Consider the following 21005-nt stretch of genomic DNA (forward strand, 5'->3'; position numbering starts at 1 on the left):
CACCGCCTGCGCACCCCCACCGGCCTGGACGGCGACCCCATCCCCGTCGACCTCGCCGCCAACGCCGCCAGCCTCGGCGCCGACGTCATCCGCGCCGACGACGCCGACGGTTTCAGGAAGGCGCTCCGCCAGGCGATCGCCTCACCCCGGACGACGGTCGTCCACGTGGAGACCGATCCCCTGGCCGCGGCGCCCGACAGCGAGGCCTGGTGGGACGTCCCGGTCGCCGAGGTCTCGGCGCTGGAGCAGACCCGGCAGGCGCGCGCCCGCTACGAAGACGACAAGAAGGCCCAGCGCCGTTACCTGTGAAAGGAACCCGATGCGTTCTATCCAGCACTGGATCGGTGGTGTCCCGGTGGGCGGGAGCACCACGGCGGCCGTGCACGACCCGGCGACGGGCAGGAAGTCCGGCGAGGTCGTCCTCGGGCGCCGCGCCGAGGTGGACGCGGCGGTGGGAGCCGCGGCGCGAGCGTTCGAGACGTGGTCCGAGGTGTCGCTCAGCCGGCGCGCGCGGATCATGTTCAAGCTGCGCGACCTGCTGGAGCGGCACGAGGACGAGCTGGCCCGCCTGGTCACCGCCGAGCACGGCAAGGTCCTGGACGACGCGCGCGGAGAGGTCGTGCGGGGGCGCGAGGTCGTCGAGTTCGCGTGCGGGATCGCGCAGGTGCTCAAGGGCGAGTTCTCCGACCAGGTGTCGTCCGGAGTGGACGCGTTCTCCTTCCGGCAGCCGCTCGGCGTGTGCGCGGGAGTCGTCCCGTTCAACTTCCCGGTGATGGTCCCGCTGTGGATGCACCCGATCGCCATCGCGTGCGGCAACACGTTCGTGCTGAAGCCGAGCGAGCGCGTGCCCTCCGCGTCCAACCTGGTCGCCGAGCTGTACGCGCAGGCGGGGCTGCCGGACGGGGTGTTCAACGTGCTGCACGGCGACCACGTCACCGCCGACGCCCTGATCACGCACCCCGGCGTGGCGGCGGTGTCGTTCGTCGGATCCACGCCCGTGGCGCGGCACGTCCACGAGGCGGCGAGCGCCGCGGGCAAGCGGGTGCAGGCCCTCGGCGGCGCGAAGAACCACGCGGTCGTCCTGCCCGACGCAGACCTCGACCTCGCCGCCGACCAGATCACGGCGGCGGCGTACGGATCGGCGGGGCAGCGCTGCATGGCCGTCTCCGTGGCGGTCGCCGTCGGCGCCGCCGGGGATCCGCTGGTCGAGCGGCTCGCCGAGCGGGCCCGCGCGATCAGGGTGGGGCCGGGCGCCGACCCGGCGAGCGAGATGGGCCCGCTGATCACCGAGGCGGCGCGGGAGCGCGTCACCGGGCACGTCGAGGAGGCGGAGCGGGCCGGTGCGAAGCTCGTCGTGGACGGGCGCGGCCTGGACGGCCCCGGGTACTTCGTCGGCCCGTGCCTGCTCGACGGCGCCGCCACCGGCATGGCGGCCTACCAGGAGGAGATCTTCGGGCCGGTCCTGCTGGTGCTGCGCGCCGAGACGCTCGACGGGGCGATCGCGCTGATCAACGCCAACCCCTACGGCAACGGGACGGCGGTCTTCACCTCGTCGGGGGAGGCGGCGCGGCGGTTCCAGCGCGCCGTGCACGTCGGGATGATCGGGGTGAACGTCCCCATCCCGGTGCCGATGGCGTTCTACTCCTTCGGCGGCTGGAAGGCGTCCCTGTTCGGGGACACCCACGTCCACGGGGCCGAAGGGGTGCGCTTCTACACGCGCGCCAAGGCCGTCACCTCCCGCTGGCCCGCCCCCGTCGCGACCGACGGGGCGTCCTCAATGGCCTTCCCCACCGCGCGGTGAGAAGCCGCGCACGGTGGTGAGCGCCTCGTCGAGGGACACGACGTCGGCGTACTTGGCGCCGAGGTCCAGCAGGTTGGCCTCGTGGAGGCGGCGGTCCCGGTCGCCGCAGGCCTCGTCCACCACCAGCGGCCGGAACCCGTGCTGCAACGCGTCGGTCGCGGTGGCGCGGATGCAGCCGCTGGTGGTGAGCCCGCAGACCAGCACGGTGTCGATGCCGGACGCGGTCAGGGTGGCCGCCAGCGACGTGCCGTGGAACGCGCTGGCGTACTGCTTGGTGACCACGGTCTCGCCGGGACGGGGGGCCGCCCCCTCGGCGAAGTCGCCGAGGGGGCTCCCTTCCTCGAACACGCGCAGCGCGGGCACCTTGAGCCGGAACAGCCCGCCGTCCGCGCCGCCCGGCCGGTACTCCACCCGGGTGAACAGCACCGGCAGCCCGGCCGCCCGCCCCGCGCCGATCAGGGTCACGGCGGCGGCCGCCGCGTCCTCGACCGGGGCGCGCAGCGGCGACCCGTCCACCAGGTAGGCGCGGACGAGGTCCACCACCAGCACCGCGGGCGACCGGCCGCAGCCGAGGCCGCGGCCGAAGCCCGAGGCGCGGTAGTCGGCGGCGAGGTCGCTCACCGGCGGTCGCCCAATGCGGCGGCGGACCGGACGTCGACCGGCGGGCGCGGGGCGGGAAGTCCCGTCTCCTCCTCGCAGCGGGCGAGGATCTGCTCCAGCGGCGGGCCCATGTCGAACACGGGGATCTCGGTCCGCTCGGCGGCCATCCTCGCCCGCAGCGCCTCGGTGGCCTCCTCGTCGAGGACGCCCTCGGCGGTGCAGACCACGCCGTAGCCGCCGCGGGCGCCGTCCGCGGTGACCAGGCCGCGCTTCACCTCCAGCGCGACGAGCTCGGCGGAGCGGGCCAGGGGGTCGCCCCATCCGCCGCCGCCCCAGGTCACGAAGTGCAGGACGTCGCCGGGCCGGACCGGAACGTCGTGGATCTTGCTGGGCAGCACCTCGCGGGTGCCGTCGGCCCGGTCGATCCACTTGCGGCCCCGCGCGCCCGGACGTCCCCCGTTCACGCCCCACGGGTAGGTGAGCCAGCGGTCGTCGTGGATCGCGATCGTGCCGGGCTCCTCGAAGCAGTACGCGACGTCGACCCCGTTGCCGCCCCGGTGCAGGCCCGCGCCGCCGGAGTCGGCGATCGTCTCCCACCGTTCGATGCGCAGCGGGTAGTACGACTCCAGGTACTCGCAGGGGATGTTGACGAACGAGGGCCACAGCGAGTGCCCGTCCGGGCCGTCCCCGACGGGGCGGCCCGGCACGCCGCCGAACCCGATCGAGTACAGCTGGAACCACTCGCCCTCACGCGGCCCCGAGGCGTAGTGCCCCGAGTACATGAAGTGCGGCGAGGACGAGAAGCCGGCCGCGTTGAGGATCTCCGGGTTGGTCTGGCCGAGCAGCCCGCCGAACAGGTCGAACACCCGGCCGATGCCGTGGTTGCGGGCGTTCAGCGCGGCGGGGTGGCGCGGCTTCCAGAACGAGTCCTCGGGGATCGTCACGTCGATCAGCGGGTAGAAGCCGTCGTTCCAGAGGATCTGCGGGTCCGCGACGGTGATCACGTAGATGCCGAAGAACATCCGGACGAGGTTCTCGTTGATGAAGTAGTTCACCGGCCCGACGGCCTGCGGGGCCGCGTGCGAGAAGTCCAGATGGATCTTCTCGCCGGTCCGGGTCAGCGAGATCTTCAGCTCGTACGGGCCGTACCCGCAGCCGTCGTCGCAGATGTAGTCGGCGAACTCCAGCGTCCGGCCCTCCTCGAAGAGGGTGGCCAGCAGCACCTTCATCGCCTGGTAGTTGCGGTCGAGCAGGGCGTCCAGCGCGGACAGGTAGGTCTCGACGCCGAACCGCGCGCACAGCTCGGAGACCCGCCGGGCCGCCGTGGTGCACGCGGCGACCAGGCCGTTCAGGTCGGCGCGGTTCCAGTCGGGCATGCGCACCTGGTTGAGGATGATGCGCAGCGCCGACTCGTTCAGCACGCCGCCCTCGTACAGCTTGAACGGCGGGACGACCACGCCCTCCTCGTAGATGGTGCGGGCGTCGGCGGGCATCGAGCTGGGCGTCTTGCCGCCCACGTCCGACATGTGGCCGAACATCGAGGACCAGCCGACCAGCCGGCCCTCGTGGAAGATCGGCACCACCAGCAGCCAGTCGTTGGCGTGGCTGATCGCCGCGCCGCACGCGTACGGGTCGGACGTCATCAGGATGTCGCCCTCGCCGATCGTCCCGTCGAAGTTCTCCAGGAAGTCGGGGACCGAGAGGCCGAACTGGCCGACGACCATCTTCCCCGCCGGATCGGCGATCAGCGGGAACTCGTCGTGCTGCTCGCGGATGCCCGGCGACAGCGCGGTGCGGAACAGCACCTCGTCCATCTCGTGCCGGGCGTTGCGCAGCGCGTTCTCGATGATGTCCAGGGTCACCGGGTCGACGTCGACCCGTCCGACCGGCGCGGTCTCGGTCTGCAGGATCTCGGCCATCAGCCCTCCTCGTTCAGCGGACGGATCAGCAGGCTGCCGCTGGGGTGCACGGTCGCGGCGTGCCCGGCCAGCACGAGCGTGGTGGAGTCCATCTCGACCACCACGGCCGGCCCGGCCACGACGTCACCGGAGAGCAGCTTGGAACGGTCGTAGATGCGGGCGGACGTCGTCGCGCCGTCCATCCACACCTCGGTCTCGCGGACCAGGGCGGCGGACGGGTCGCCCGTCCCCTCCGGCAGGACGCGCCAGGCGACCTCCGGGCGCGGCCCGCTCACCGTGACCCGCAGGTTGATCACCTCGCGCTCGTTGCCGAGCAGGAAGGAGAACAGCCGCTCGTGCTCGGCGTCGAAGGCGGCGCCGAGCTCGGCCAGCAGGTCGCCGTCGACGGTCGCGCGGTCCACCTCGACCGGGATCTCGAAGCCCTGCCCGTGGTAGCGCAGGTCGATCTGGTACGTCGCGGTCTGGCTCTCGCGCGGCACGCCCTCCGCCTCCAGCCGCGCGGCGGCGGCGTCGGCCAGCTCGGCGAGCGCGGTGCGCAGCTCGTCGTCGTCGAGGGTGGAGAAGCGGCGCACCATCGTGCGGGCGCTCTCGTCGCGCGGGCAGGTGGTCGCGTCCCCGTAGGCGCACAGGACGCCCGGCGACGGCGGCACGATCACCGGCCAGGAGCCGGTCAGCCGGCCGAGCGCGTTGGCGTGCAGCGGGCCGGCGCCGCCGAACGACATCAGCGCGAAGTCGCGGGGGTCGTAGCCCTGCCGGACGCTGATCAGGCGGAGCGCGCCGAGCATGTTCTCGTTGACGATGTCGATCACGCCGGCCGCCGCCGCCTCGACGCTCGGCAGCCCCATCGCGTCGGCGATGGAGCGCAGCGCCTTGCGGGCGGCCTCGGCGTCCAGCGCGATCTCCCCGCCGGCGAGCCGCGTCGGCAGGTAGCCGAGCACGACGTTGGCGTCGGTGACCGTCGGCTCGGTGCCGCCCGACCCGTAGGCCGCCGGGCCCGGGTCGGCGCCCGCGGACTGGGGGCCGACCCGCAGGGCCTTGGTCAGCTCGGGGACGTGCGCGATCGAGCCTCCTCCGGCGCCGACCGTGCGGACGTCCACGCTGGTGGCGCGGACGGTGAGGTCGCCGACGGTGGTCTCCCGGCCGATCCGGGGACGCCCGCCGAGCACCAGCGCCACGTCGGTGGACGTGCCGCCCATGTCGAAGGTGAGGAAGTCGGGGAACCCGGCCTGCTCGGCGAACCAGACCGCCCCCGTCACCCCGCCGGCCGGGCCGGACAGCAGCAGCGACACCGGGTCCTCGGCCGCCTTGGCGGCCTTGGTCAGCCCGCCGTCGCTGCGCAGCACCGACAGCGGCGCCTCGATCCCGCTCCCGCTCAGGGACCGGTCCAGGTTGCGTACATAGCGGGACACTTCGGGCTGGACGTAGCTGTTCGCCACGGTGGTGACGGTGCGCTCGTACTCCCGCATCTCCGGCAGGACGTGGCTGGACAGCGACACCGGCACTCCGGGCAGCTCCTCGGCGGCCAGCTCCGCCACCCGCCGCTCGTGCTCGTCGCTGGCGTAGGAGTTGATCAGCGAGACCGTCAGCGCCTCGATGCCGGCCCCGCGGAGCCGCCGCAGCTCCGCACGCGCGCGCTCCTCGTCCAGCGGGGCGACGACCGTGCCGTCCGCGGCGATCCGGCCCGGGATCTCCACGGTGTGCTCCAGCCGGGCCAGCGGCTCCGGCTTCGGCCAGATGATCCAGCCGGCGAGGCCGCCGGGGACGAACGACCGGCCGATCTGCAGGACCTGCCGGAACCCCTCGGTGGTCACCAGCCCGACCCGCGCGCCCCGGCCCTGGAGGATCGCGTTGGTCGCCACGGTGGTGCCGTGCAGGACGTGCGCCACCTCGCTCATCTCGATGCCGGCGTCGCGGCACACCTTGCGGATGCCGTTGAGCACGCCCTCCGACTGGTCCGCCGGAGTGGACGCCGTCTTGGCGCGGTGGCTGACGCCGGTCTGCTCGTCGACGAGCAGCACGTCGGTGAACGTGCCGCCCACGTCGACGCCCAGTCGATAACCCATCTGCTCTCCCGGTGCTGCTCAGATGACGCCGCGCTCGGACAGCGCGGCGATCTCGTCTTCTCGGAGGTCCAGGAGGTCGCCGTAGACCTCCCGGTTGTGCTCGCCGAGCTCGGGGCCGGGCCGCCGCACCGACCCCGGGGTCTCGCTGAGCCTGGGGAACGCGTTGTGCATCGGGAGCTCGCCGAAGTCCGGGTGGACCAGGCGCACGATCGCCTCGCGGGCGGCGAAGTGGGGATCGTCGAACATGTCCTTGGCGGTGTAGATCCGGCCGGCCGGGACGCCGCCGCCGTGCAGCCGCTTCAGCAGGTCCCCGGTCTCGATCCGGGCCGACCAGGCCGAGATGATCTCGTCCAGCTCGGCCATGTGCCGGCCCCGGTCGGCGTGCCCGGCGAACCGCGGGTCGGCGCTCAGCTCGGGCCGGCCCATCGTCTTGGCGAGCCGTCCGAACACGGTGTCCTGGTTGGCGGCGATGAGGATCATCTCGCCCGAAGCGGTCGGGTAGACGTTGCTGGGGGAGACGTTGGGCAGCACCGAACCGGTCCGCTCGCGCTGGTACCCGGCGACCGCCCACTCCGGCAGCAGCGACTCCATCATCGCCAGCACCGCCTCGTAGATCGCCGAGTCGACGACCTGGCCGCGTCCGGTGGCGGTCCGGTGGTGGACGGCGACGAGCGCGCCGATCGTGGCGAACACCGCGGCGAGGGAGTCGCCGAGCGAGATCCCGGCGCGGGCGGGCGCGCCGCCGGGATCGCCGGTCACGTAGCGGATGCCGCCCATCGCCTCGCCGATCGACCCGTACCCCGCCCGGGGCGCGTAGGGGCCGGTCTGCCCGAACCCGGACACGCGGACCAGGACCAGGCCGGGGTTCGTCTCGCGGAGCCGGTCGAAGTCCATCCCCCAGCGCTCCAGCGTGCCGGGCCGGAAGTTCTCGACCACGATGTCGGCGCGGTCGATGATCCGCCGGGCGAGGTCCTGGCCCTCGGGGGTGCGCAGGTCGCAGGTCACCGACTTCTTGTTGCGGGCGACCACGGGCCACCACAGGGACTTGCCGTGCGGCTTCTCGCGGCCCCACTGGCGCATCGGGTCGCCGGCGCCGGGCGACTCCAGCTTGATCACCTCGGCGCCGAAGTCGCCGAGCAGCTGGCCGCAGAACGGTCCGGCGAGCAGCTGCCCCATCTCCACGACGCGGAGGTCGGCGAGCGGGCCCCGGGCGTCCGGCGCGGCGCCGTCGTGCGTTGACATCTAGCCGGTCCTCGTTTCCGTGTGGTCGTTCGGGTCGTTCGGGTCGTTCGGGTCGTTCGGGTCGTTCGGGTCGTCGGGGGTGCGGGCGGCGCGCAGCAGCACCGCCTTCGCGGCGAGCACGTGCGCCCGCATCACCGACTCGGCCCACGTCCCGTCGTGGGCGCGCAGGGCCGCGGCCAGCTCGCGGTGGTGCGCGGAACTGCGGGCCAGGTCGGCGGGAGAGTAGCGGTGGAAGGTCCGCATGACGAGCGGGAGCTGCACCACCGCGTTGAGCATGGACACGAGCCGGCCGCTGGCGGCGGCGGCGCGGATGACGTCGTGGAACTCGGCGTTGAGCTCGGCGACGCGGTCCAGGTCCTGGCCGGCGCCCGGCTCGACGGCCTCGTCCATCAGCCGGCACAGCTCGTCCATCCGGTCCACGTCCGAGGCGGTGACGCGGGTGGCGGCGCGCCGTGCGGCGGCGCCCTCCAGCAGCATCCGCAGGTCGTAGATCTCCTCCAGGTCCTCGGGCGTCCAGTCCGGGACCCGCGCGCCGCGGTGCGGCAGCACCTCGACCAGGCCCTCGACCTCCAGCCGCCGCAGCGCCTCCCGGACGGGCGTCCGGCTGGAGCCGGTGGCCTCGGCCAGTTCGGCCTCGCCGAGCCGTGCCCCGGGCGGGTGGACGCCGTCCAGGATGTCGGCGCGCAGCCGTGCGTAGACACGGTCCACGGCACGGACCATCCCGACCCCCTCTGGTTGATTGCATGCAACATAGACACAATGTGTTCCTTGACACAAGAGACTCCGCAGGAGAATCCTGCAGGTGACGTCAGATTGCATACAAAGGATGCTCATGGTCGAACTCATCGAGGTGGCGCCCCGGGACGGGCTGCAGAACGAGTCCGCGATCCTCGCGACCGCCGACAAGGTGCGGCTCATCGAACGCAGCGTCGCGGCGGGGCTGAGGCGGATCGAGGCCGTCAGCTTCGTGAACCCGAAGCGGGTCCCGCAGATGGCCGACGCCGAGGCGGTGATGGAGCGGCTCCCCAGGCCGGACGGTGTCAGCTACGCGGGGCTGGTCCTCAACCGGCGCGGGCTCGACCGCGCGCTGGCCGCCGGCGTGGACGAGGTCAACGTCGTCGTGGTGGCCACCGACGAGTTCAGCCGCCGCAACCAGGGCTGCACCGTCGAGGATGGCGTCGCCGCCTGGGCCGCCGTCGCCGCGGACGCCCGCGCCGCCGGCCTCCGCCGGACCGTGACGATCGCCGCGGCCTTCGGCTGCCCCTTCGAGGGCGAGGTCCCCGCGGACCGCGTGCTCGACCTGGTCCGGCGGGTCGCCGAAAGCGAGCCCGACGAGATCGCCGTGGCCGACACGATCGGTGTCGGCGTCCCGGCCCAGGTCCGCACGCTGCTGGCGGGCGCCGCCGAGGCCGCCCCCGGAGTCCCGCTGCGCTGCCACTTCCACAACACCCGCAACACCGGCTACGCCAACGCCCTCACCGCGCTCGACTGCGGGGTGAGCGCCCTGGACGCCAGCGCCGGCGGCTTCGGCGGCTGCCCGTTCGCCCCCGCCGCCACCGGCAACATCGCGACCGAGGACCTGCTGTACGCGCTGGACCGGTCGGGCGTCGCCACCGGCGTCCGGATGGCCGCGGTCGCCGAGACGGCGGCCTGGCTCGGCGAACGCCTCGGCAAGCCGGTGCCGGCGCTGCTCGGCCGCGCCGGCCCGTTCCCCGCCCAGGGCTGAGTGCCGTTGGAGGCGGAACGTCCTCGAATAAAAAATCTACAATGTAAAGGGCCGGGGCCCTTCAGTCGCGCGACGCGGTCCTGAGGGGGACCGGGAGGCGGTCGCGGAGCTCGTCGACGGTGACCCCGAAGGTCTCGCGGACCGCCGCCCCGTCCGGGCCCACGTCGATGACGGCGACGTCGGTGTAGACCCTGCTGACGCAGCCGACCCCGGTCAGCGGGTAGGTGCAGGCGGGCACCAGCTTGGACCGGCCCTCCTTGTCGAAGAGCGTCATCATCACGAAGACCTGCTTGGCGCCGATGGCCAGGTCCATCGCGCCGCCGACGGCGGGGATGGCGTCGGGGGCGCCGGTGTGCCAGTTGGCGAGGTCGCCGGTGGCCGAGACCTGGAACGCGCCGAGCACGCACACGTCGAGGTGGCCGCCGCGCATCATGGCGAAGGAGTCGGCGTGGTGGAAGTACGACGCTCCGGGGAGCTCGGTCACCGGGACCTTGCCGGCGTTCGTGAGATCGGGGTCGACCTGCTCGCCGACGGCGGCGGGGCCCATGTTGAGCATGCCGTTCTCGGTGTGCAGCACGATGCCCGAGCCGTCGGGGAGATGGTCGGCGACCTTGGTCGGCCTGCCGATGCCGAGGTTGACGTAGGAGCCGGCCGGGATGTCGCGGGCGACGACCTCCGCGAGCTCGTCCGGGGTGAGGGGACCCGTGGTGCGGGGCATGTCAGCGCGCTCCTTGGACGGTGTAGTGCCGTTGCTCGACGCGCACCACGCGGTCGACGTAGATGCCGGGGGTGACGACCGCCTCCGGGTCGAGGGCGCCGACCGGGACCACGTCGGACACCTGCACGATCGTGGTGGTCGCGGCCGCGGCCATGACGGGGCCGAAGTTCCGCGCGGTCTTGCGGTAGACGAGGTTGCCCATCGGATCGGCGCGGTGGGCGCTGATCAGGGCCACGTCGCCCTTGATCGGGTACTCCAGGACGTGGACGCGCCCGTCGATGGTCCGGGTCTCCTTGCCCTCGGCCAGGGAGGTGCCCGCGCCGGTCGGGCAGTAGAAGGCGCCGATGCCCGCGCCCGCCGCGCGCATCCGCTCGGCGAGGTTGCCCTGCGGCACGACCTCCAGCTCGATCTCCCCGGCCCGGTAGAGCCCGTCGAAGACGTGGGAGTCGCGCTGCCGGGGGAAGGAGCAGAGCACCTTCCGCACGCGCCCGGCCTTCAGCAGCGCGGCCAGCCCGACGTCCCCGTTGCCGGCGTTGTTGGACACGATGGTGAGGTCCTTCGCGCCCTGCCGGATCAGCCCGTCGATGAGGTCGAACGGCATTCCCGCGAAGCCGAAGCCGCCGACCAGGACGGTGCTGCCGTCCTCGATCCCGCGGACGGCCTCGTCGACGCTTTCGAGGATCTCGGTCCGGCTCACGCTCCGGCCCCCGTGCTCCCCATGGCGGTGTTCTCCATATCCGTGTTCTCCAGCACGACGGCGAGGCCCTGCCCGACGCCGATGCAGATCGCGGCGACGCCCCAGCGCTCCCGGCGCTCGCGGAGCACCTTCGCGAGCGTGCCGAGGACGCGTGCGCCGCTCGCCCCCAGCGGGTGGCCGATCGCTATCGCGCCGCCCCGGGTGTTGACGATCTCCGGATCGATGCCCCAGGCGTCGACGCAGACGAGCGACTGCACGGCGAAGGCCTCGTTCAGCTCGACCGCGCCGACCCGGTCCCAGCCGATCCCGGCGCGGGCGAGGGCCCGTTCGGCCGCCTCGACCGGGGCGTAGCCGAAGTCCTGCGGATCGAGCGCGAACGCGCCCCGTCCGGCGATGCGGGCGAGGGGATCGAGGCCGATCCGGTCGGCCGCTTCGGCGGAGCCGAGCAGCAGGGCGGCGGCGCCGTCGTTCAGCGGGGAGGCGTTGCCGGCGGTGATGGTGCCGTCCGCGCGGAAGCTCGGCTTGAGGCCGGCCAGCTTCTCCAGCGAGGTGTCCGCGCGGATGCCCTCGTCGCGGCGCAGTTCCCCGGCGGGGACGACGAGGTCGTCGTAGAAGCCCTCGTCCCAGGCGGCCGCCGCCAGCCTGTGGGAGCGCAGGGCGAACGCGTCCTGGCGCTCGCGGCCGACGGCGTACTTCTCCCCGAGCCGCTCGTTGGCCTCGCCGAGCGAGACGGTCCACTCCTCCGGCATGCGCGGGTTCACCAGCCGCCAGCCGAGCGTGGTGGAGACCGCGGCGAGGTCCCCGGCCGGGAAGCCCCTGGCCGGCTTCGGCAGCACCCACGGCGCCCGGGTCATCGACTCGACTCCGCCGGCCACGACGATGTCGGCGTCCCCCGACTCGATCGTCCGGGAGGCGATCATCGCCGCGTCGAGGCTGGAGCCGCACAGCCGGTTCACCGTCGTGCCCGGCACGCTCGTCGGCAGCCCGGCCAGCAGCGCGGCCATCCTGCCGACGTTGCGGTTCTCCTCTCCCGCTCCGTTCGCGTTGCCCCAGACGACCTCGCCGATCGCGGCCGGGTCCAGCCGGGGCGCCCGGTCGAGCAGCGCGGTGATCACGCCCGCCGCGAGGTCGTCCGGCCGTACACCCGCCAGGGCGCCGTTGAACCGTCCGAACGGGGTGCGTACGGCGGAGTAGAGAAAGGAGGTCATGGGTCCGAGGCTAGGTGGCCTCCCTTGATACAGTGAAGTATCAATATTCGCGCTTATTGAAACTTTTTCGATATGGATCTACGCCATCTGCGGTACTTCGTCGCCGTCGCGGAGGAACTCCACTTCGGACGCGCCGCCGAGCGGCTCGCCATGGCCCAGCCGCCGCTGTCGCAGGCGATCCGCCAACTGGAGGCCGACCTCGGCGTGGAACTGCTGCACCGGACGACGCGCCGGGTGGAGCTGACCGACGCGGGCCGCGGCTACCTGGTACGGGCCCGGGGCATCCTCGGCGAGGTGGACGAGGCGGCCCGCGAGGCCCGCCGGGTGGCGGCCGGCGCGGTCGGCCATCTCGCGATCGGCTGCGTCGGCTCGGCGACCTACAGCCTGCTGCCCGCGCTGTCCCGCGGCCTCTCCCTGGAGCTGCCCGGGGTCGACTTCTCCTTCCGCGGCGAGATGCTGGTCCCGGACCAGGCCGCGGCCCTGCGGGCCGGCGCCATCGACCTGGCGCTGCTGCGGCCGCCGATCGGCGATCTCTCGCTCACGGTCCTGCCGCTGCGCCGGGACCGGCTGGTCGTCGCCGTCCCCGGCGACCATCGCCTGGCCGGGCTGCCGCAGCTGGGGGTCGCCGACATGGCGGGCGCCGACCTCATCGTGCATTCCGCGGACCGCCGCTCGGTGATGTACGACGTCGTGCTCGGGCTCTTCCGCGAGGCCGGCGTCGAGCCCAGGATCCGCCACGAGGTCGGCGAGACCTCCACCCTGGTCACCCTCGTCGCGGGCGGCCTCGGCATGGCCGTCGTCCCGGAACCGGTGACGGCACTGGCCCTCGAAGGGGTCGTGTTCCGGCCCCTGGTGCGCCCCGCCATGAGCGTCGACCTCGCGGTCGCCTACCGGACCGACCGCACGGAACCCCATTTGGTGCGCACCGTCTCGGTCATCCGGCGGATCGTGCAGGAGGCCCGGGACGGCGCCCCCGGGGAGGAAGGCAGCGATCCCCCCTCGGAGCCGTTCGGCTGACGCGAACGCCGGGCGGGCCCGAGGCGGGCCCGCCCGGCGTCACGGGCGGTCAGTTCACCGCGTGCCGAGCAGGACGGACGACGGCACCCGCGTCGCCACCGGCGGCAGCTTCGCGCCGTTCCCGGCGGCGCTCACCTGCGTCGCCATCGCGCTCGCGTCCGCCGGCCCTCTCGTGCCGAGCGCCTGTCCGGGGTTCCCCGCGAACGGCTGGACGTCCCCGACGCACACCTTGCCCGCGGGCGGCAGCGCCACGCGGACGAGGTAGCCCTCGACCGCCTTCGTCACGCAGTCCGAGGTTCCGTAGGCGGTGTGGCCCCAGCTGTTGCTGGACAGCAGCCGGCTGTTGGGCAGCATCTTGCTGGACGAGACCGCCTCCTTGTAGTTCGTGGCGGGGTCGTAGTAGTTCCCGACGAACAGGACGGGAGCGCTCGTCCGCCGGTTGAAGGGACCGGTGTAGGCGTCCTCGTCGCGGACCTTCCAGGCGTCGCCGGCGCACTGGACGCTGCCCCAGCCCCACGCGCGCCCGAAGTAGGGCGCCCGCTTGTCCGACGCGGCCGTCTGCGCGGGCCAGCTCCCCGCCTTCTTCGGGTGCAGGCCGTCGGTGCAGGTGACGCCGCTGAACGCCTCAAGGTCGTTGTAGTAGGGGAAGTCCTTGGCCGAGACTTTGGCCGCGGCCTCCTTCCTCCGCTCGACCTCGGCCCGGCGCTCCGCGATGCGCTTGGCGAGGGCCTTGCGCGCCTCGGCCTTCTGCGCCGCCGTCGAGGAGGGCGAGGTCGCCTTCCACAGGTCGGTGGCCATCGCGTCGATGATCTCGTAGCCGCTCGGGTCGTACAGCATGCCGAGCGCGGCGCCGACGAAGTCGGCGTAGGTGATCTTGTCGCCCTCGATGTCGGCCGGCTTGGCCTTCAGCCGCTTGGCGAGCACGTCGAAGTTCTTGACGGGATTCCCGTAGGCCGCGAACGTGCACTTGGCCTTGCCCGCCTTGCCGCAGCGGACGAGGATCTCCTTCAGCGCCTTGTAGGCGCCGTCGGCCGACCGCAGCCGGTCGTCCAGGATCTGGCCCCCGGTCTTGCGGGTGCCGACCCAGGAGACGGGGTCGATGACGCCGTCCACCGCGACGGCGCGCATCCGGTCGGGGAACATGTTCGCGTAGTACTGGCCCATCGCCGTCCCGTAGCTGAAGCCCAGGTAGGACAGCTTCTTGTCACCGACGGCGCGGCGCAGGACGTCCATGTCGCGGGCCGCCTCGGCGGTGGACATCGCGCCCGCCAGCTTCTTCCCGGTCGTGGAGCAGCCCTTGCCGAGCGCCTTCGCCGACTTGATGTAGGCCGCCTCCTGCTTCGCCCCGACGGGGAACGCCACGTCCATCCCGGCCAGGGCGAGCGTCTGGTCCTTGGTGGACCTGAAGCAGGCGACGTTGGAGCTGAACCCGATGCCGCGCGGGTCGAAGCCGACGACGTCGAAGCGGTCGAGGACGTCCTTGCCGAGGAAGTCGGGAGCCTGGTATGCCATGGCGGTGCCCTGGCCGCCGGGGCCGCCCGGGTTCACGAACAGGCTGCCGATCCGCTTCTTGGCGTTCCGCGCCTTCACCCTGAGGACGGCGACCTCGGTGGTCGCGCCCTTCGGGTCGTCGTAGTCCAGGGGCAGCCGGACGGTCGCGCATTCGGCGTAGCCGTAGCACTTGTACCAGGCGGGCTTCGGGGCGGGCACCCGGTCGACGCGCTTCTTCTCGACCGGGCTCGTCGTGTCGCCGGCCCGGACACCGGCGGTCCCCGGCTCGGCCAGAGCGGTGACGCTTAAGGCGGGCACGAGGGCCGCCCCGGCCACGCCGACCGCGAGGATCCTTCGTCTGAGGCGCATGCGCTTCCCTTCAGGGGGTCGGTGCATTCCCGCGCGGGGTGCGGATTGGTCCCCTGATTCTCGGCCGCGGCGCACGCCGCCGGGATCCACCATCGGGCCGGACATCCCCTCCGGAAGATCACTCGGCAGAACGATTGACGCGGTCCCGCCTGCGGACGGGCAGGGGTTCCCCGCAGGGGAGGCGGCCTGGTCCGGCCAGGGAAGGACGTGGTTTCCACGATGTCACCGACCGACTACGCAGCGCATTCTTCGGGGAGCCGAGTCTCGCACCGTCCATGGAGCGGCGGCTGGGAAGGCCGAGGAGGAACCTCGATGGCGAGTGAAGGCATATTCCGGTTCATGACCGTGCGACCGGCGCGCAGGCAGGCGACTCTGACCGGGATGCCGGTCATGGTCGAGACGACCGGGCTGTACCGGCGGCTCGCCGAGGCCGCGGCGGCCGGCGCCGACCGGGAGAGGCTCCGGGAGATGGCCGGCGGCCTTCCCCCGCGGAGCGCGGCCGAGCGCACCGCCGAGCTCGACGTCGCTCCGCTGCGGGCCTGGTTCTACGCCAACCAGGAGCGCTCGCTGGGGGAGGCCGACCTCGCCGGCTGCGTCTCGCGTGCCTACGGGCGGTCCCCGTCCGAGCTGGCCGGCGCGCCGGAGTTCGCCGCGGCCCGCGCCGAGCTGAGCGACCGGCTGCTGACGGCGGCGCTCCTCGGCGATCCCGAGGGGACCGCGGAGCGCGATGTCCTCGACGCCAAGCTGCTGGCGCTGGCCGCCTCGCCGCCGGCGGCGGGACATGAGCCGGCGCCGGAGGCGGAACGTGAATCGCTCGGAGACGTGATGAGCCGCCCGGCGTCCCTGCCGGGCTTCTTCGCGCGCCTCCCCGCGGCTCCGGCGCCCGCACCGGCTCCGCCCGAACCGGCGGCGCGCGACGACGAGGCGACGGCCTGGCTGGACGACCTGGAGCAGGCGCACCGGGAGCTGCTCAGGCTCGTCCGCGACGGCGGGCACCTGGTCTTCTCGTCGGTGACGGCGGCGGCGGCCCCCGGCGCCACCGCTGACGTGCCGGAGGCGGCCGGCGCCGAGCCGAGGCTCTCCGACCCCGCCGCGGCGGGGCTGAGCGAGCGGACGCGGGGCGTTCTGGACCGGCTGGGGCTGCCCGCCGGCGAGCTGCGGCCGTTCCGGGCGATCCCCCTCGTCGAGGCCGAACTGCGGGACGCGGCCGGGCGGGCCGCCGCCGACGTCCGCCCGTCCGGGACCCTGGCGTTCGACGGCGGCGAGATCGACCTGCACCGGTTCCACCGGGCCATGGCCGCCGGGAGCCGGGGGCTCGCCGCCGAGCCGCCCCCCGCGCCCCAGCACTCCGCCGCCGGCCTGGCCGACCTGCTCGTGGTGCGGCAGAAGATCAAGGCGTACGAGCTGGGGGAGTTCGCCCACATCGAGAACGTGATGGCGGGCGAGACCCGGGACCGCTCGACCCGCCGGCTCACCCAGGTGGAGGTGACCACGGAGGACGAGACGGAGACCGAGACCGAGAAGGAGCGGGACCTGCAGTCCACCGAGCGGAGCGAGCTGCAGACCGAGGCGGAGAAGCACGTCAAGAGCCAGCTCGACATCGAGGCCGGGCTGCAGGTGAGCGGCAGCTACGGCCCGGCCGCGTCGTTCTCCTCCAGCGTCAAGGCCGGCAGCTCGGCGTCCACCGAGGAGTCGCAGCGCAAGGCCTCCTCGTTCTCGCAGGAGGTCACCCAGCGGACGGCGGAGAAGGTGCGCGAGCGCGTCCGCAGCCTGGTCCGGCGGCGGACCCTGGAGGAGTTCGAGGAGACCAACCGGCACGCCTTCAGCAACGGCCTCGCCAAGCACGTCCGCGGCGTCTACCGCTGGCTGAACAAGGTCTACGACGCCCAGGTCTTCAACTACGGCCAGCGGTTCATGTTCGACTTCGTGGTGCCCGAGCCGGCGGCGTACTTCCTCTACGGGCTGGTGGAGAACCCGCCGCGGGACAGCGAGCTGGTGAAGCCGCAGGCGCCGACCATGCCCGACGGCCAGCCGCTGCGACCGTCGTTCCTGACCCGCGCCAACTACACCGAGTACGTGGCGAGGTACCGCGTCGTCAACGCGCCCGCTCCGCCGCCGTCGATCCGCACGGCGACCTTCTTCGACAAGCAGGACGGCACCACCACGACCAACTTCGGCCGCGCCGGGAAGATCGAGATCCCGGAGGGGTACGCGGCCAAGAGCGTGACCGTGCAGGCCACCCACCTGTTCGAGGCCGGCAGCCTGCACAACTTCCACATCGTGATCGGCGGCCAGCTCTACGTCTACACCGACATCTTCGGCGCCAAGACCGGGACCGCCGACGGCGAGAAGGAGATCTCCATCTCGATCGTCGTGTCGGCGCTGAGCTGGTCGGTCGGGGTGGACGTGGAGTGCGTCGTCACCCCCGAGGCCGAGTCCCGGTGGCAGCAGTCGGTCTACGACGCCGTCATCGCCGCCTACCAGCAGCAGCTCGCCGAGTACAACGAGCGGGCCGCGCAGCGCGAGCTGCAGCGCAGCACCGACCGGCAGTTCGGCCGCAACCCGCTCGTCAACCGGCGGGTGGAGCGCGACGAGCTGAAGAAGTGGGTCGTCATGATGCTGGCCAAGAAGCCCGACCTCGACCTCGACTCCTTCAAGGCGCCGGTACCCGGCGGTCCGACCGAACCGGTCCTGGACCTCGACAAGGCCAACGCCAACGGGAAGTTCATCCGGTTCCTGGAAAACGCCTTCGAGTGGCAGAACATGCTCTACGTCTGCTACCCCCACCTGTGGGGGCGGCGTGCCCGGTGGATCTCCGCGCTCAACATCACCGACCCGGACGCCGACTTCGCCGCCTTCCTGCGCGCCGGCGCCGCGCGGGTGCAGGTACCGGTCCGCCCCGGCTTCGAGAGGGCGGTCGCCTACTTCGTCTACACCGGGAACATCTGGGACGGCAACGACGTCCCCCGGATCGAGGACGACCTGTACGTGCCGATCATCGACGAGATCACCACCAACCTCGGCAAGCTCGACAACGGCGTGCCCTACCCGGCGGACTCCAAGCCCTGGGAAGTCATCATCCCCACCGACCTGGTGCTGGTCCAGGACGTCTCCGACGTGCCGCCGCTGCGGGACGCCCTGAAGCCCGGCACGCCGGTGTCCCTGGCGGCCGGGCCGGAAAGCGGCCACGCCGGCACGGCAGCCCCTTCCGCGGCCGCCCCGTCGACGGCCGCCCCGTCGACGGCCGCCCCGGCAGAGGCGGGCCGCGAGGCCGTGAGCGGCGGCCGATGACCGCCTACCGGCTGCACGCCGACTTCGACCGCGACGGCCGGCTCACCGCGCGGCAGGGCGAATGGGCCCGCCGGCTGGCGCCCCCGGGGGCGCTCGTCCGCGCCAATCTGGACAACGACTCCCGGCGGCTGCCCGCGGCGGTCACCCCCGGCGGCCCGGTCCCGCTGGACCGCGAGCTGCCCGTGAAGACCGCCGGGGACAACGAGCCGGCCGGCCTCCTCGTGGAGGAGGTCACCGCCGCCCCCGGCCCACTGTTCGTCGTGCTGGCGGGCGCGGACGCCCTCCGCTGCGCGGTGATCGACGCCACCGGCCGCCGGCTCGCCGGGGCGGGGGCGGGGAACCGGGTCCGCTTCCGGCTTCCGGTCGGCCCGTTCCCCCGCAGACTCGCGCTGGAGGCGGTGGACCTGCCGGCCGTCCCGCCGGCCGGCGCGGTGCTCAGCCAGCCGCCTCCCGGGCTTCCGGGCAGCCGGGTGACGGTGCGGCTGGAGCGCGACGACCCGGGCGGCACGGTGGTCGAGGACGAGGTGCTGTTCACCGTGTCCCCGTTCGTCCTGATCGGGAACGCGGGCGCGCTGGAACGCCTCTACATGTGCGAGGTGGCCTCGGACGACCCGGCCCTGCCACTGGACGACAACCGGCCCGCGGTCGCCGAGGTGCGGGCCGCCCTCCAGCAGCTCGGCGTGCCGCTGACGCTCATCCCGATGGAGGCGCACGGCGGCGACAGCTGGATCCAGGACCAGTACCAGCTCGGTTTCACCGAGACCCCGGACGGACCGCTGCGGGTCCTGCTGCACACGCCGCGCACCCGTTCCGACTCCGCCCGGGGGGTCGTCGCGCCCAACCTGAGCTCGATGGTGGTCGGGCACTTCCCGAGCCGGGGCCTAGGGCTCTGCCAGGCGTTCTGGGACCGGGAGCTGACCCTCACCGCCCCGGACGGCTCGACCGGGCGGCTCGGCTTCGTCGGCAGCGACCGCGCCCTGGTGATCATGATCCGGGTGAAGACGCTGCGCCGGCAGCTGTTCGAGTCCATCGCGCGGATCGGCACCGAGGTCGAGCTGAACACGACCGTGGCGCTGTTCGGGGACGCGACCGTCGAGTTCTTCCGCGCCCGCAACGAGCTGCCCGCGCTGGCCGGCCGGTTGAAGCAGGTCGCCAGGGCGGCGGTCGACCGGCCGGACTCGCCCTGGTACCAGCAGCACGAAAAGATCGGGCGACTCGTCCGGAACGCAGAGAAGCAGGTCGAGGAGGTGCGCAAGGAGATCCCGGTCCCGCAGGGCTCGCCGCGGCTCCGGCTGAGGCTGCCCGCCGTGGGCAAGCTGCCGCAGCAGGAGTTCCTGATGTCCGAGGCGGAGGTGGGACGCCTGGAGAAGCGCCTCCAGCAGTGGCACTCCAGCCACAACTTCGGCGGCAACATCGAGGTCGGCCCGCCGCATCCCAAGGCACCGGCCGGCGTGGTCGTCGTCGGGAACCAGACCACGCGGCAGCCGGACGGCTCCACCGCCACCGACATGGACCCCGAGCTGCTGGCGTTCCTGCGCGGCCAGTCGCAGAGCGGGCAGCGGGTGCTGGAGGTCGACACCAGCTGGCTCGACGTCGGGCACGTCGACGAGGTGCTGGCGTTCGTCCCCGACCTGCGCAAGCCGCAGAGCCGGCCCGGCGCGGTGCTGCGGTCCTCGCCGCTGGCCGCGCTGCGGCTGATCGCGGCCGCCCGGAAGGAGTTCATGGCGGGGCTGCCGCCGGGTGAGCTGACGCGGTACGAGAACTGGCTGCCCATCCGCGGCGCGCGGCTCACCTACGAGGGCGCGAACCCGGTCACCCACCTGCTGCGCGGCATGCAGTGGCTGCACCAGCACGAGAAGGGGCAGCTCCTGCCGATCGAGCCGCCGGAGATCTACCTGTCGATGGCGGCGCGGTACCGCGCCTTGACCGGCCCGATCCCGAACTCCCCGCTCCCGCTGCCCGACTCGCCCTGGCAGCCGACCACCCCGTCGATCCCGGCCGGCATCTCGATCTTCGAGCTCGACTACTTCCGCGACGACACCAACGAGGACCTGGAGGACCCCGAACCGGCCGGTCCGCGGACGGGCCCGGACGGCTCGTCCGTCCCGGCGAAGGGGCAGCTGACCGAGATCGAGGAGAAGCTCACCACCGAGTACGGCGCGATCCCCATCCTCAAGCTCCCGGTCGTCTTCGACGACCGGTCGGCCGCCGCCGAGCAGACCGCGGCCTTCACCCCCAACCTGGCGAACCTCCAGGTCGCCGCACCCTGGCTGCTGATCCCGCGGCCGCACGGCCCGCGGATGGACGTCGAGGCGGCCGTCCGGGTCCTGCGCACGGTGGCCGAGCAGCTCGGGGACGTGAAGGCGTCGCGGTTCACCCCGCAGTGGCTGCGCGCGCGCGGACTCGACCGCACGGTCTTCTGGGCCCGCTCCGGCTCCGTGGCGGGCGACCTCGCCGGGGACGACGCCGAGAAACTGACCGCGGCCTTCCTCGACGGCTGGCCCAAGGGAACGAACCGCGCGGAGATCAGGCAGCAGATCGTCCGGGCCAACCCCGGCGCGTTCGACTCGCGCGGCTTCCTCAGAGGGAGCGCCTGGCGGAAGCTGCAGATCCCCGAACGCAAGGTCGACCTGTTCGAAGCCTGGACCGAGGCGGTCGCCGACCGGATCGGGTACCGGGTGAGCTGGGTGGAGGCCTGGTACTACCACGTGCGCCTGGGGTCCATCCACTGCGGCACCAACACCCTGCGCGCCGCGCCCACCGGCCTCCAATGGTGGCGCTGACGGCGAACAGCGGCCTTCCGGCTTCCCCCGAAGCACGCGGGTCCGTTCCCGACGGAAAGTGACCGTTCCATCGGGATCCC

Annotated in this window: 15 protein-coding genes; 6 read left to right on the forward strand and 9 right to left on the reverse strand. The window is 73.0% G+C overall.

Annotation, left to right across the window (positions count from 1 at the left end):
* The coding region (locus AB0C21_RS34370) for a thiamine pyrophosphate-dependent enzyme (RefSeq protein WP_500209930.1) at positions 1 to 309 on the forward strand (309 nt) is incomplete at its 5' end.
* 10 nt (positions 310 to 319) lie between these two features.
* Complete coding sequence (locus tag AB0C21_RS34375) at positions 320 to 1801, forward strand: CoA-acylating methylmalonate-semialdehyde dehydrogenase (RefSeq protein WP_500209932.1); 1482 nt, start codon at positions 320 to 322, stop codon at positions 1799 to 1801.
* On the opposite strand, the gene AB0C21_RS34380 is transcribed toward AB0C21_RS34375, so the two are convergent.
* The 5 genes from AB0C21_RS34380 to AB0C21_RS34400 are packed head-to-tail and all read right to left on the reverse strand — an operon-like array spanning position 1775 to position 8333.
* Complete coding sequence (locus tag AB0C21_RS34380; RefSeq protein WP_500209934.1) at positions 1775 to 2422, reverse strand: isochorismatase family protein; 648 nt, start codon at positions 2420 to 2422, stop codon at positions 1775 to 1777. The two genes, AB0C21_RS34375 and AB0C21_RS34380, sit on opposite strands and share 27 nt — an antisense overlap.
* Complete coding sequence (locus tag AB0C21_RS34385) at positions 2419 to 4320, reverse strand: hydantoinase B/oxoprolinase family protein (RefSeq protein WP_500209936.1); 1902 nt, start codon at positions 4318 to 4320, stop codon at positions 2419 to 2421. The genes AB0C21_RS34380 and AB0C21_RS34385 overlap by 4 nt, the downstream gene beginning before the upstream one ends.
* The gene (locus AB0C21_RS34390; protein ID WP_500209938.1) at positions 4320 to 6383 is read right to left on the reverse strand and encodes a hydantoinase/oxoprolinase family protein; all 2064 of its coding nucleotides are present in this window, start codon (positions 6381 to 6383) and stop codon (positions 4320 to 4322) included. The genes AB0C21_RS34385 and AB0C21_RS34390 overlap by 1 nt, the downstream gene beginning before the upstream one ends.
* A gap of 18 nt (positions 6384 to 6401) precedes the next feature.
* Positions 6402 to 7625, reverse strand: a complete 1224-nt coding sequence (locus AB0C21_RS34395; protein WP_500209940.1) for a CaiB/BaiF CoA transferase family protein — start codon at positions 7623 to 7625, stop codon at positions 6402 to 6404.
* On the reverse strand, positions 7626 to 8333 hold the full coding sequence (locus AB0C21_RS34400; protein ID WP_500209942.1) for a GntR family transcriptional regulator: 708 nt from the start codon (positions 8331 to 8333) through the stop codon (positions 7626 to 7628).
* Positions 8334 to 8457: 124 nt separating this feature from the next.
* On the opposite strand from AB0C21_RS34400, the gene AB0C21_RS34405 reads away from it, so the two are divergent.
* Positions 8458 to 9351 carry a hydroxymethylglutaryl-CoA lyase gene (locus tag AB0C21_RS34405; RefSeq protein WP_500209944.1) on the forward strand — a complete coding sequence of 298 codons (894 nt, stop codon included), beginning with the start codon at positions 8458 to 8460 and terminating at the stop codon, positions 9349 to 9351.
* A 61-nt stretch (positions 9352 to 9412) separates the two neighbouring features.
* Here the strand turns inward: AB0C21_RS34405 and AB0C21_RS34410 are convergent, their stop codons facing one another.
* From AB0C21_RS34410 to AB0C21_RS34420, 3 genes are read right to left on the reverse strand one after another with little or no spacing between them, the layout of a single operon-like run.
* Entirely contained in the window at positions 9413 to 10069 is a 657-nt protein-coding gene (locus tag AB0C21_RS34410) for a 3-oxoacid CoA-transferase subunit B (protein ID WP_500209946.1), read from the reverse strand.
* Position 10070: 1 nt separating this feature from the next.
* A complete protein-coding gene (locus AB0C21_RS34415) occupies positions 10071 to 10766 on the reverse strand; it encodes a 3-oxoacid CoA-transferase subunit A (RefSeq protein ID WP_500209947.1) in 696 nt (231 codons plus the stop codon).
* Positions 10763 to 11974 (reverse strand): thiolase family protein, encoded by a 1212-nt coding sequence (locus AB0C21_RS34420; RefSeq protein WP_500209948.1) that lies wholly within the window; start codon positions 11972 to 11974, stop codon positions 10763 to 10765. The genes AB0C21_RS34415 and AB0C21_RS34420 overlap by 4 nt, the downstream gene beginning before the upstream one ends.
* Before the next feature lie 72 nt (positions 11975 to 12046).
* On the opposite strand from AB0C21_RS34420, the gene AB0C21_RS34425 reads away from it, so the two are divergent.
* On the forward strand, positions 12047 to 12991 hold the full coding sequence (locus AB0C21_RS34425; RefSeq protein ID WP_500209950.1) for a LysR substrate-binding domain-containing protein: 945 nt from the start codon (positions 12047 to 12049) through the stop codon (positions 12989 to 12991).
* A 54-nt stretch (positions 12992 to 13045) separates the two neighbouring features.
* Here the strand turns inward: AB0C21_RS34425 and AB0C21_RS34430 are convergent, their stop codons facing one another.
* The gene (locus AB0C21_RS34430) at positions 13046 to 14851 is read right to left on the reverse strand and encodes an alpha/beta hydrolase (RefSeq protein ID WP_500209951.1); all 1806 of its coding nucleotides are present in this window, start codon (positions 14849 to 14851) and stop codon (positions 13046 to 13048) included.
* Positions 14852 to 15190: 339 nt separating this feature from the next.
* Between AB0C21_RS34430 and AB0C21_RS34435 the strand changes: the two genes are divergently transcribed.
* Positions 15191 to 18142, forward strand: coding sequence for a hypothetical protein (locus tag AB0C21_RS34435; RefSeq protein ID WP_500209952.1), 2952 nt, complete (start codon positions 15191 to 15193; stop codon positions 18140 to 18142).
* Complete coding sequence (locus tag AB0C21_RS34440) at positions 18139 to 20925, forward strand: protein-arginine deiminase family protein (RefSeq protein ID WP_500209954.1); 2787 nt, start codon at positions 18139 to 18141, stop codon at positions 20923 to 20925. Before AB0C21_RS34435 ends, AB0C21_RS34440 begins: the two co-directional genes overlap by 4 nt.
* Positions 20926 to 21005: the final 80 nt, after the last annotated feature.

The organism is Spirillospora sp. NPDC049024, from assembly GCF_040649235.1.
Lineage (GTDB): Bacteria > Actinomycetota > Actinomycetes > Streptosporangiales > Streptosporangiaceae > Spirillospora.

Excerpts from the sequence above, each read along its gene's own strand:
- AB0C21_RS34405 (WP_500209944.1), top strand. The coding sequence starts at position 8,458 with ATGGTCGAACTCATCGAGGTGGCGCCCCGGGACGGGCTGCAGAACGAG.
- AB0C21_RS34420 (WP_500209948.1), bottom strand. The coding sequence starts at position 11,974 with ATGACCTCCTTTCTCTACTCCGCCGTACGCACCCCGTTCGGACGGTTC.
- AB0C21_RS34440 (WP_500209954.1), top strand. The coding sequence starts at position 18,139 with ATGACCGCCTACCGGCTGCACGCCGACTTCGACCGCGACGGCCGGCTC.
- AB0C21_RS34435 (WP_500209952.1), top strand. The coding sequence starts at position 15,191 with ATGACCGTGCGACCGGCGCGCAGGCAGGCGACTCTGACCGGGATGCCG.
- AB0C21_RS34425 (WP_500209950.1), top strand. The coding sequence starts at position 12,047 with ATGGATCTACGCCATCTGCGGTACTTCGTCGCCGTCGCGGAGGAACTC.
- AB0C21_RS34395 (WP_500209940.1), bottom strand. The coding sequence starts at position 7,625 with ATGTCAACGCACGACGGCGCCGCGCCGGACGCCCGGGGCCCGCTCGCC.
- AB0C21_RS34390 (WP_500209938.1), bottom strand. The coding sequence starts at position 6,383 with ATGGGTTATCGACTGGGCGTCGACGTGGGCGGCACGTTCACCGACGTG.
- AB0C21_RS34375 (WP_500209932.1), top strand. The coding sequence starts at position 320 with ATGCGTTCTATCCAGCACTGGATCGGTGGTGTCCCGGTGGGCGGGAGC.
- AB0C21_RS34430 (WP_500209951.1), bottom strand. The coding sequence starts at position 14,851 with ATGCGCCTCAGACGAAGGATCCTCGCGGTCGGCGTGGCCGGGGCGGCC.
- AB0C21_RS34385 (WP_500209936.1), bottom strand. The coding sequence starts at position 4,320 with ATGGCCGAGATCCTGCAGACCGAGACCGCGCCGGTCGGACGGGTCGAC.
- AB0C21_RS34410 (WP_500209946.1), bottom strand. The coding sequence starts at position 10,069 with ATGCCCCGCACCACGGGTCCCCTCACCCCGGACGAGCTCGCGGAGGTC.